Here is a 12,485-nt window from a genome sequence, read left to right as displayed (position 1 = left end):
TGAATCCGGTTCGCTCCCGGGCGCATTCGCCGATCGTGCAGACACTGCTCACCTTCGAACACCGTGACGACGCCGTACTGCGGCTGCCCGGTCTCGAGGTGCGCGCGTACCCGATCGACAACGGCATCGCGCAATTCGATCTCGCGCTCGAACTGGCCGAGTACGGCAACGAGGCGGGCGCGACCGCGATACGCGCGGTGCTGCGCTACGCGACCGATCTGTTCGACGACGCCACCGCGCAATCGCTGGCGACCCGGTTCCTGCGGATCCTCAAGGCCGTCACCACCGACACCGCGGTCCGGGTGGGCGATATCGAACTGCTCGACGCGGCCGAACGCACCCTGGTCCTGCGCCGCTGGAACGACACCTCCCGTCTGCTGCCCTCCGGACACACGCTGGTCTCGCTGTTCGAACAGCAGGCCGCGACCACCCCGGACGCGGTGGCCGTCGATTTCGAGGGGACGAGTCTGTCCTACGCCGAATTCGCGGGCCGCACCCATCAACTCGCGCGCTGGCTGGTCCAGCAGGGCGTCGGTCCGGATTCCTATGTGGCACTGGGTATGCGGCGCTCACTGGATCTGGTCGTCGGCATGTACGCCGTGGTCATGGCGGGCGGCGCGTATCTGCCGCTGGACCCCGACCACCCGACCGATCGGGTCGACTACATGCTGCGGACTGTGCAACCGGTCTGCGTGCTCACCTCCGGATTCGAACTCGAGAGCACCGCGACCCGTCAGGTGCGCCTCGACCTGCTCGATCTCACCGGATACCCGCCCGGCCCGTTGAACTCGGTGGATCGCAACGGTGTGCTGACACCGGGACACCCGGCGTACGTGCTGTTCACCTCCGGCTCCACCGGCAAGCCCAAAGGCGTCGTCGTCTCGCACGCGGCGATCGTCAACAGGTTGCAGTGGATGCAGGACCGCTACCGGCTGCGCCGGACCGACGTGGTGCTCCAGAAGACCCCGGCGACTTTCGACGTCTCGGTCTGGGAGCTGTTCTGGCCCTTGCAGACCGGAGCCAAACTCGTTATCGCCCGGCACGACGGGCACCGTGACCCGGCCTACCTCGCCGAGGTCATCACCGCCGAATCCGTCACCACCGTGCATTTCGTGCCCGCGATGCTCGCGGTCTTCCTGAGCGAGCCGCGCGCCGCCGAATGCCGCACGCTGCGACGTGTCTTCGCCTCCGGGGAAGCACTGCCCGCCGCGGCGGCCCAGCGCGCGCGTCGCCTCACCGGCGCGCTGGTGCACAACCTGTACGGCCCGACCGAGGCCGCGGTCGACGTCACCTTCCACGAGGTCACCGACGCCGACACCGTCACCGTCCCGATCGGCAGGCCGGTGTTCAACACCCGCCTGCTCGTCCTGGACGCGCGACTGCGTCCGGTCCCGGTCGGCGTGCCCGGCGAGTTGTACCTGGCGGGAGCGCAATTGGCGCTCGGCTACGCGCGCAGGCCCGACCTCACCGCCGACCGTTTCGTCGCCGACCCGTACGGCGAACCGGGCGCGCGGATCTACCGCACCGGCGACCTGGTCGTCTGGACCGCGCACGGCGAACTGGAATATCTGGGCCGCACCGATTTCCAGGTGAAACTGCGCGGCCTGCGTATCGAACTCGGCGAGATCGAGGCGGCGCTGACCGGCGTCGACACCGTGGATCAGGCGGTGGTGGTCGTCCACACCGACGACCGGCTCGGCGACCGCCTGGTCGCCTACCTGATCGGCGACGCGATCGACCTGGACGACGTCCGGGCCGCACTGGCCGCCGCCCTGCCGACCTACATGGTGCCCTCGGCCTTCGTGGTGCTGGAGGAATTCCCGGTCAACGCCTCGGGCAAGGTGGACCGGCGGGCGCTGCCCGCCCCCGCGCCCGAGACCGCCGTCTACCGCGCTCCCGAATCCGAGGACGAACAGACCGTCGCGCGGATCATGGGCGAACTGCTCGGCATCGACGATCTCGGCGCGGCCGACGACTTCTTCGCACTCGGCGGCAACTCGCTGATCGCCACCCGTCTCGCGGCCCGCCTCGGCGTCGAATTCGACACCGAGGTCCCGGTGCGGATGCTCTTCGAAACGCCGACCGTCGCCGGACTGGCGGCCCAGCTGGCGCGCCTCGGCGACACCGGACCGCGGCCGACTCCCACTCCGATGCCGCGTCCCGAGCGGATCCCGCTCTCGCCGGCCCAGCGGCGCATGTGGTTCCTGAACCGGTTCGACCCGCGGGAGACCGTCAACAACATCCCCGTCGTCATCCGGCTCACCGGTGCGCTCGACATCGCGGCGCTCACCGCCGCCGTCGCCGACGTGATCGCCCGTCACGAAACCCTGCGCACCGTATACCCGGAACTCGACGGCACCGGCTACCAGCGGATTCTGGAGCCGCGAGGACCTCGGCCCCTGACCTCGCTCGATCCGGCCTCGCTCGAGCGAGCCCTGATCGATTTCGTCGCGACCCCCTTCGACGTGACCGCCGAGGTGCCGCTGCGCGTCGGGCTGGCCCGCGTCGCCGAGGACGAACACCTGCTCGCGCTGGTGGTGCACCACATCGCCGCCGACGGCTATTCGATGGGTCCGCTGGCCCGCGATATCGCCACCGCCTACGCGGCACGGGCCACCGGGTCCGCGCCCGGCTGGTCGGAACTCACCCTCCAGTACGCCGACTACACGCTGTGGCAACGCGAGACACTCGGCGCGCAGGACGATCCGGAATCCGTCGCCGCACGTCAGGTGAGTTTCTGGGAGCGCACCCTGCGCGGGCTGCCCGCGCAGCTCGACCTGCCCGCCGATCGCCCGCGACCGGCTGTCGCCACCCACGCGGCGGCCGCGACCTCGCTGCCGCTCGACCCCGCGCTGCGCCGTGCCGTCGAAGCGGTGGCCGCCCGATACGAGGCGACCCCGTTCATGGTCGTGCACGCCGCTTTCGCGGTGCTGCTGGCCCGGCTCACCGGCACCACCGATATCGCGGTCGGCGCGCCGGTGGCCGGTCGCGGCGCGGCCGCGCTCGACGACCTGGTCGGCATGTTCGTCAACACCCTGGTGCTGCGTACCCGGGTACCGGGTTCGGACCGGTTCGACGCCGTGCTCGCCCGGGTCCGCGACGCCGATCTCGACGCCTTCGCCCACGCCGACGTCCCGTTCGAGCGTCTGGTCGAGGTACTCGACCCGCCGCGCTCGCAGGCGCGTCATCCGCTGTTCCAGGTGGCGCTGTACTTCCAGAACCTGGCGCCCACCGGCATGGAGATCGCCGGGGTCACCATCGCCGAATACGACGTCGCGCACGAGACCAGCCAATTCGACCTGCAATTGACCGTCTCCGACGACGCGCTGCGTTTCACCTACGCCACCGATCTGTTCGACGAATCGACCGTCGCGGGCTTCGGCGACCGGTTCACCCGGCTGCTCGCCGCGATCACCGCCGACCCGGCCAGGGTCATCGGCGATATCGACCTGTTCGGCGCGGGGGAACTGCACCGGGTGGTCACCGAATGGAACGATTCGGCCCATACCGCGTTCGTCGCCGAACTACTGCTCGACGAATTCGAAGCCCAGGCCGCCGCGACCCCCGACGATCCGGCGCTGATCCACGTCCCCGACGACGACACCGCGGCCACCGTACTCACCTACGGCGAACTCGATCGCCGCACCAATCAACTCGCCCGCCATCTCATCGACACCGGTGTCGGCGCGGAATCGCTGGTGGCCCTGGCGATCCGCCGCTCGATCGACCTCGTCGTCGCGATGTACGCCGTGCTCAAGGCGGGCGGTGCGTACGTCCCGATCGACCCCGACCACCCGGCCAGGCGCGTCACCCACATTCTGGAGACCGCGCGTCCCGCCGCCCTGCTCACGGCGGGCGCCGGTGACGAATTCGGTTTCGCCGGGCCCGTCGTCCGCCTGGATTCGGTGGCATACGACGACTACGCCCACGATCCGATCGCGGCGCACGAACGTCCGGGACCGGTGCACCCCGATCATCCCGCGTACGTGATCTTCACCTCGGGCTCGACCGGAAAACCCAAGGGTGTCAGCGTTTCCCACGCCGCGATCGTCAACCAGATGACGTGGATGCAGGCGCAGTACCGGTTGCGGGCCGAGGACGTGTACCTCCAGAAGACCGCGACCACCTTCGACGTCTCGCTGTGGGGTTACTTCCTGCCGCTGCGCGTCGGCGCGACGCTGGTGCTCGCGGCCAAGGACGGTCACCGCGATCCCGGTTACCTGACCGAGGTGATCGGCGAATACGGCGTCACCGTCACCGATTTCGTGCCCTCGATGCTGACGGTCTTCGCCGGGCACGTCGAATCGACCGGCACGCGTGCCGCGCTGGCCGCACTGCACACGGTGTTCGTCATCGGCGAGGCGCTGCCCGCCCGGACCGTGCGCGCGTTCGGCGCGGTGAGCGACGCGCGGGTACACAATCTCTACGGCCCGACCGAGGCGGCGGTCAGCATCACCTTCCGCGACGTCACCGGGGAGGCCGAGCGGACCGTCATGCCGATCGGCAATCCCGAATGGAACAGTCGCGTCTACGTACTGGATTCGCGTCTGCGCCCGACCCTGCCAGGGGTGGCGGGGGAGTTGTACCTCGCGGGCACCCAGCTCGCTCGCGGCTATCAGGCCCGTCCCGACCTGACCGCCGACCGGTTCGTCGCCAATCCGTTCGGACAGCCGGGCGAGCGTATGTACCGCACCGGTGACCTGGTCCGCTGGGAGACCGGCGGGCCCGTCGCCGAACTGGCCTACCTGGGCCGCACCGACTTCCAGGTCAAATTCCGCGGTCAGCGCATCGAACTCGGCGAAGTCGAATCCGCGCTCGCGGCCGTGTCCGGCGTCGCGCAGGCCGCCGCGCGGGTGGTGCACACGGCCACCGGTGACCACCTGGTCGGCTACCTGACCCCGACACCGGGGGCGCGGGTGTCCGACGCCGAGGTACTGCGCGCGGCCGCGGCGGCACTGCCGTCCTACATGCTGCCGTCGGCACTGGTCACCCTGGATACGTTCCCGCTCAACAGTTCCGGCAAGCTCGACCGCGCCGCCCTGCCCGATCCGGTCTTCGACCGCGTCGCCTACCTGCCCCCGGTCACCCCGGCCGAGCGGCTGGTCGCCGAGGCCTACGAAGCGGTACTGGAGGCGGGCCGGATCGGCGCGGACGACAACTTCTTCGACCTCGGCGGCAACTCGCTCAACGCCACCCGTGTGCTCGCCCGACTCGGCGAGCGGCTCGGACGCCGCGTCCCGGTCCGGATGCTGTTCGAGACACCGACCGTGCGCGCGCTCGCCGCCGCGATCACCGCGGACGCCGAGTCCGGCGAACGGGTACTTCCGCTGATCGCGGGCCCCCGGCCCGATATCGTGCCGCTGGCTCCGGTGCAACGCGGCATGTGGCTGCTCAACCGGCTCGACCCGGCCTCGCCCGCGCACAACATCCCGGTCGCGCTGCGGCTCACGGGCGAACTGGATGAGGTGGCGCTGGCCGCGGCCTTCGCCGACGTGGTCGCCAGGCACGAGACCTTGCGCACCGTCTACCCGACCGGCGCCGACGGCTCGGGACACCAGGTGATCCTGCCCGCCGACCCGGCCCCGGTCCGGCTCACGGTGGAATCGCTCGACGCCACCACGCTCGACGAGCGGATCGCCGAATTCCTGCGCGCCGGTTTCGATGTCACCTCCGAGGTGCCGTTGCGGGCGGTCCTGCTGCGCGAGGCGCCCGACAGCCACGTCCTCGTCGCCGTCGTACACCACATCGCCGCCGACGGCTACTCGATGACCCCGCTGCTGCGCGACCTGCTCTCGGCCTACCTGACCCGCGCGGTCGGCACCGCGCCGGTCTGGCCGGAACTGGCCGCCCAGTACGCCGATTACGCGCTGTGGCAGGCCGAGACGGTCGAATCCGCGGCCGTGACGCAACTCGCGTACTGGCGCGAGGCACTGCGCGATCTGCCCGAGGAACTCGCGCTGCCCACCGATCGTCGCCGTCCCGCCGTCGCGACCAAACGCGGCGGCAATGTGCGCGCGCGGATCGGCGGCGATATCGCGGCCAGGGTGCGTGCGCTCGCCGCCGCCGACGGGGCGACCCCGTTCATGGTGGTGCACGCCGCGCTGTCGGTGCTGCTGGCGCGGCTGTCCGGCACGACCGACATCGCCATCGGCACCCCGGTGGCCGGTCGTGGCGCCGCGGCGCTCGACGATCTCGTCGGCATGTTCGTGAACACGCTGGTCCTGCGCACCCACCCGGAACCGGGCCGCACCTTCGCCGAACTGCTCGCGCGGACGCGAACGGTCGACCTGGCCGCGTTCGGCAACGCCACCGTCCCCTTCGAACGGGTGGCGGAGGAACTCGGCGTCGAGTCGAACCAGAGCCGCCACCCCCTGTTCACCGTGGCACTGAGCTACCTGGACGCGGGCGCGCGCGCCTTCGCGCTGCCGGGTCTGGATCTGTCGCCCGTCGAATTCGACGAGCCGGTGGCACGTTTCGACCTGCAATTCACCGTCGCCGCCGAACCCGACGAACACGGGCACCTCGGCGTCGAACTGACCTACGCGACCGATCTGTTCGACGCGGCGACCGCCGCCGGTCTGCTGCGCCGTTTCGGTCGGGTGCTCGGCGCACTCACCGCTGATCCGCATCGCCCGGTGGGTGCCGTGGATCTGCTGGCCCCCGCCGAACGCGCCGCACTGCTGGCCCGCACCGGTCCCGCCCCCGTGCCACAGCGCACGCTGGCGGAATTGATCGCCGAGGCCGTCGCGCTGAATCCGGACGGTCCGGCCGTGGTCGACGGCACGGTGACGCACACCTACCTGGCGATGGACGAACAGTCGTCGCGGCTGGCCAGAATGCTGATCGGACACGATATCGGCCCCGACGACATGGTCGCGGTCGCGATCCCGCGTTCGGTGGAATCGGTGCTCGCGGTGTGGGCCGTCGCCAAGACCGGCGCGGCCTTCGTCCCCGTCGACCCCGACTACCCGGCCGATCGCATCGCGCACATGCTCACCGATTCCGGCGCGACCATTGGCCTGACGATCACCTCCGAGCGCGCGGCGCTGCCCGACGACACCGACTGGCTGGTACTCGACTCGACAGCGACCGCGTCACGGATGCGCCACACCAGCGCGGCCACGATCGGCGTCGGGGAACTCGTCTGCCCGGTGCGCGGCGACCACGCGGCCTGGATGATCTACACCTCCGGCTCCACCGGGACACCGAAGGGCGTCGTCGCCACCCACGCCGGGCTCGCGGGGATCGCTCGCGCCCAACGTGATCGGTACGTCGTCACCCCGGATTCCAGGGTGCTGCACGTCGCCTCGCCGAGTTTCGACGCCTCGATGCTCGAATTCCTGCTCGCCGTCGGCGCGGGAGCCGCGCTCGTCGTCGCGCCGTCGGATGTCTACGGCGGTCGGGCATTGACGGCACTCGTCAGGGATCAGCACGTCAGCCATGCCTTCCTCACCCCGGCGGTGCTGCGCACGCTCGACCCCGACGAACTGCCCGAACTCACGCACCTGACCGTCGGCGGTGAAGCCTACGGCCAGGATCTGGTGCGGCAGTGGGTATCCGGGGTGTCCGGGTCCTCGGCACGGTCCTTCCACAACACCTACGGCCCGACCGAGACCACCGTCATCGCCACGATCAGCGCCCCGCTGGACCCCGACGGCGGCTTCGACATCGGCACGCCGATCCACGGCATGTCGGCCGTCGTGCTCGACGGGCGATTGCAGCCGGTCCCGGTCGGCGTGACCGGCGAGCTGTATCTGCGCGGCCCGGGACTGGCCAGGGGATACCACGCCAGGCCGGGGCTTTCGGCGGACCGGTTCGTCGCCGATCCGCACGGCGGCGCGGGCGGACGGCTCTACCGCACCGGAGATCTGGTGCGCTGGAACGACTCCGGCGCGATCGAGTACGTCGGCCGCGCCGATCACCAGGTGAAGGTGCGCGGCCTGCGGATCGAACTCGGCGAGATCGACGCGGTACTCACCGCCCACGAATCCGTCGAATTCGCCGTCACCCTCGGACATTCCGACGCGCAGGACACCGTATGCCTGGTGTCCTACGTGGTCGCCGCGTCCGGCCGCACCGTCGACACCGGCGAACTCGCGGCCTTCGCCGGTCGCTCGCTCGCGGCGTACATGGTGCCCGCCGCCATCACGGTGCTCGACCACATCCCGCTGACCCCGACCGGCAAACTCGATCGAAAGGCACTGCCCGCACCGGAATTCCGCGCCGCCGCCTTCGAGGCGCCCGCGACCGAACTCGAACAGCGGGTGGCGCTGATCGTCGCCGAGGTACTCGGCCGCGCGGACCGGATCGGCCGCGCCGACGATTTCTTCGCACTCGGCGGGAACTCCCTGACCGCGATCCAGGTGGGGGCCCGCTTGGGCGCCGCGCTCGGCGTCACGGTCGGTGTGCGCACCATCTTCGAGAATTCGACGGTGGCCGCGTTGGCCGCCGCACTCGATGTCGACGACGCGGCCCCCGCCCGTCCCGCGCTGGTCAGGCACGCCGAGGGCGGTCCGGTGCCGCTGTCACTGGCCCAGCAGCGCATGTGGTTCCTGAACCAGCTCGACCGCCAGTCCACCGCCTACAACATCCCGCTGGCGGTACGCCTGACGGGCGCACTCGATATCGCGGCCCTCGCCGCCGCGGTCACGGATGTGGTGCATCGGCACGCAGTGCTGCGGACCGTCTATCCGCAGCGTGAATCCGGTCCGGTGCAGGTGGTACTCGGCCCCGAGGCCGCGGGCACGCCGGTGCTCGCGCCCGTCGCGGTGCAGGTCGACGACCTCGCCGTTGCCGTCGCCGATTTCGTCGGCGCGGGTTTCGACGTCACCGAGACGGTGCCGCTGCGCGCCCGCCTGTTCGCCCCCGCCGCCGCGCGGCCGGCCGATCAGGAGCACGTCCTGGTCGTGGTGGTGCATCACATCGCGGCCGACGGCACCTCGCTGGTGCCGCTGGCTCGCGATGTCATGACCGCCTACGCCGCCCGCAGCCGTGGCGACGCGCCGAGTTGGCTCCCACTGCCCGTGCAGTACACCGACTACAGCCTGTGGCAGCGTGAACTGCTCGGCGCGCTGGAGGATCCCGAATCGCTGATCTCGCGTCAGTCCGATTTCTGGAGCCGCACCCTGGCGGGCCTGCCCGACCAGCTGAATCTGCCCACCGACCGCGTCCGGCCCGCCATCGCCTCCACCCGTGGCGGACATGTCGATTTCACCGTCGACGCCGCACTGCACGCCGGGCTGGCCGAGACCGGACGTTCGGCGGGGGCGACGCTGTTCATGGTCGTGCACGCCGCCTTCGCGCTGCTGCTCGCCAGACTGTCCGCCGGAACCGACATCGCCGTCGGCACGCCGGTCGCCGGACGCGGTGACGCGCTGCTCGACGACGTGGTCGGCATGTTCGTCAACACCCTCGTGCTGCGCACCGAGGTCGTCGCCGACGACACCTTCGGTGAACTGCTCGCCCGTGTGCGCGACGCCGACCTCGCGGCCTTCTCGCACGCCGACGTGCCCTTCGAACGTCTGGTGGAGGTGCTGAACCCGCCGCGCTCGACCGCGCGTCATCCGCTGTTCCAGGTCGGCTTCTCGTTCCACAACCAGGGCGAGGCCCGGTTCGACCTGGACGGCCTGACCGTCACCGCCGTCGATTTCGAGTCCGAGGTCTCCCAGTTCGACCTGCACCTGGTGGTCACCGACCGCTACGACGCCGACGGCGAACCCCTCGGCATCGCCGCGTCGATCACCTACGCGACAGCGCTGTTCGACCGATCCACCGTCGCGGGTTTCGCGGACCGACTGCGGCGTCTGCTCGCCGCCGTATGCGCCACCCCGCAGGTCCCGGTCGGCGACCTCGCGCTGCTCGACCCGACCGAATCCCGGCGCATCCTCGAGGGCTGGAACCGGGCCGACCGGATCTTCGCCCACACCACGCTCGACAGCGGTTTCCGGGCCCAGCTGGCCCGCACCCCGGACGCGGTGGCGATCGTCGACGAGGAACGCACGCTCTCCTACGCCGAATTCGGGGCCGCCGTCCATCGATTGGCGCGCGTGCTGGCCGGTCGCGGTGTCGGACCGGAATCCCTGGTGGCACTGGCGATTCCGCGCAGCGTCGATCTGCTCGTCGCCATGTACGCCGTGGCGGCGGCGGGTGGTGCGTATGTGCCGCTGGACCCGAGTCATCCACTCGAACGCACCACCGGGGTCCTCGCCGCGGCCGATCCGGCACTGGTGCTGATCTCGGCGCGCGCCCCGATGCTGCCGCCGACTCGTTCGGATCACGACATGCTGCTCGACATCTCGACCATCGACCCGACCGTCGACAGCGCGCCGATCCGTGACGACGAGCGACGCGCGCCGCTGCGGCCGGGCAATACCGCCTACGTCATCTTCACCTCGGGTTCCACCGGCGCGCCCAAGGGCGTCGCCGTGTCGCACGCGGCCGTCACCCACCAATTGGAATGGATGCAATCGGAATACCGGCTCGACGGCGACGACGCCACACTGCTGATGACCTCGGCCGCGTTCGACCTCTCGGTCTGGGAGTTCTGGTGGGCGCTGCGCACCGGCGCCAGGGTGGTGCTCGCACCGCGCGACGCCCAGCACGATTCCGCGGGCGTTCTCGACCTGATCCGGCGGGCCTCGGTCACCACGATCACGCTGGTGCCTTCGCTGCTTGCCATGCTCGCCGAGGTGAGCGCCGGTCGGCTGCCGCGTTCGCTGCGCAGGTGCCTCGTCATCGGTGAACCGCTGCCCGCGTCGACGGTCGCGCGCGTCCGCTCGGGCGGCGCCGCGCGGGTCGACAATCTGTACGGGCCGACCGAGGCCGCCGTCTCGGTGACGAGTTTCCGTGTGGGCGAAACGGGTTCGCTCGGGACTCGCTCGGTGGTGCCGATCGGCCGGGTGCAGGCGGGCAACCGGGTCTACGTCCTCGACGACCGCCTGCATCCGGTGCCCGCCGGTGTCACCGGTGAGCTGTATCTCGGCGGCGCGCAACTCGCGCGCGGCTATCACGGCCGAACCGATCTCAGCGCCGAACGTTTCGTCGCCGACCCGTTCGGTCCGGCGGGCGGCAGGCTCTACCGCACCGGGGACATGGTGCGCTGGAGTGCCGACGGCACCCTCGACTACGTCGGCCGCCGCGATTTCCAGGTGAAACTGCGCGGCTACCGTATCGAACTCGCCGAGATCGAACACGCCCTGCGCTCGGCTCCGTCGGTGACCGACGGCGTCGTCGTCGCCTACCGGGCCGACGACGAGAACGCCATGCTCGTCGGCTATTTCACCACCGACGCGACACCGGACACCGAGGCCGTGCGCACCGCGCTGACCCAGGTGCTGCCGAGTTACATGATGCCCGCGGCCCTGGTCGCGATGGACGCGCTGCCGCTCAACGCCAACGGCAAGGTGGACCGCGCGGCACTGCCGCGTCCGGAACTGCGGGCGCGGGAATTCGTGGCACCGGCGACGGGGCTCGAACGTACCGTCTGCGCGGTCTTCGCCGAGATACTCGGTGTCGAACGGGTCGGCATGGGCGACAGCTTCTTCGACCACGGTGGTAACTCGATGCTCGCGACCAGGCTCGCCACCCGTCTGAGCGCCGAACTGGCCGAGCGGATTCCGGTGGTGTGGCTGTTCTCGGCCCCGACACCGGCGGGTCTGGTCGAACGGCTGGCGATGTCGCGGTCGGGCCACGGCCACGTCGACTCCGAGGCCGCCTTCGACGTCCTGCTGCCGTTGCGCACCGGCGGCGGCGCCGATCCGCTGTTCTGCGTGCATCCGGCGGGCGGCGTCGCCTGGTCCTTCGCGGGGCTTGCCCCGCACATCGACTCCGGCCGCGCCATCTACGGACTCCAGTCACCGGTACTGAACTCCGCGGCGCCGCTGCCGGATTCGATCGAGGACTGGGCTCTGCGCTACGTCGCGGAGATCCGCGCGGTGCAGCCGGAGGGGCCGTACCACCTGCTCGGCTGGTCGCTCGGCGGTGTACTCGCGCACGCCATCGCCGTGCGCCTACAGGAACAGGGCGAGCACGTGGCGATACTCGCGATGATGGACAGCCCGCGCACCTTCGACCCCGGCGAATCGGCCACCGTACCGATCGCCGACCTGCTCGGCGGCCTGCTCGGTGACCAAGCCGACGATATCGACGCCGAACTCGACGTCGAGGATCTGGCCGATCGGATCGGGGAACTGCCCGAACCCTTCGCCTCCTTCGGCGTCGACCGGGTGACCCGCCTGCTCGCGGCGGGCACGCGTTCGCTCGAACTCATGCGTCGCTACCGGCCGCGCCCCTACAAGGGCGACCTGGTGTATTTCACCGCCGCGCTGGACGACGTCTCCGGTGCGACGGGAGCCGCGAGCTGGTCGGACGCCGTCGACGGAACGGTGCACAACCACGCCGTGCAGGCCACCCACTGGCGGATGACCTCCGAATCCGCCCTGGCTCGCATCGGCCGCGTCCTCACCACGGTCTGGGACCGTGCGTGA

At 70.6% G+C, this 12,485-nt stretch carries 1 protein-coding gene (cut by a window edge); it reads left to right on the top strand.

Translation table 11 applies throughout. The features are described 5' to 3' along the window. Positions 1–12,485, top strand: the end of a protein-coding gene (locus DAT37_RS32850) for a non-ribosomal peptide synthetase (protein ID WP_109528785.1). Its footprint begins 12,844 nt before the window's first position; 12,485 of the gene's 25,329 nt are visible here — the last part of the coding sequence; its start codon lies beyond the left edge, outside the window; its stop codon occupies positions 12,483–12,485.

Origin of the sequence: Nocardia aurea (assembly GCF_003123685.1) — a bacterium.
GTDB lineage: Bacteria > Actinomycetota > Actinomycetes > Mycobacteriales > Mycobacteriaceae > Nocardia > Nocardia aurea.
The sequence above is the reverse complement of the archived record's forward strand: the minus strand, read 5'-3'. Positions and strand labels throughout refer to the sequence as shown.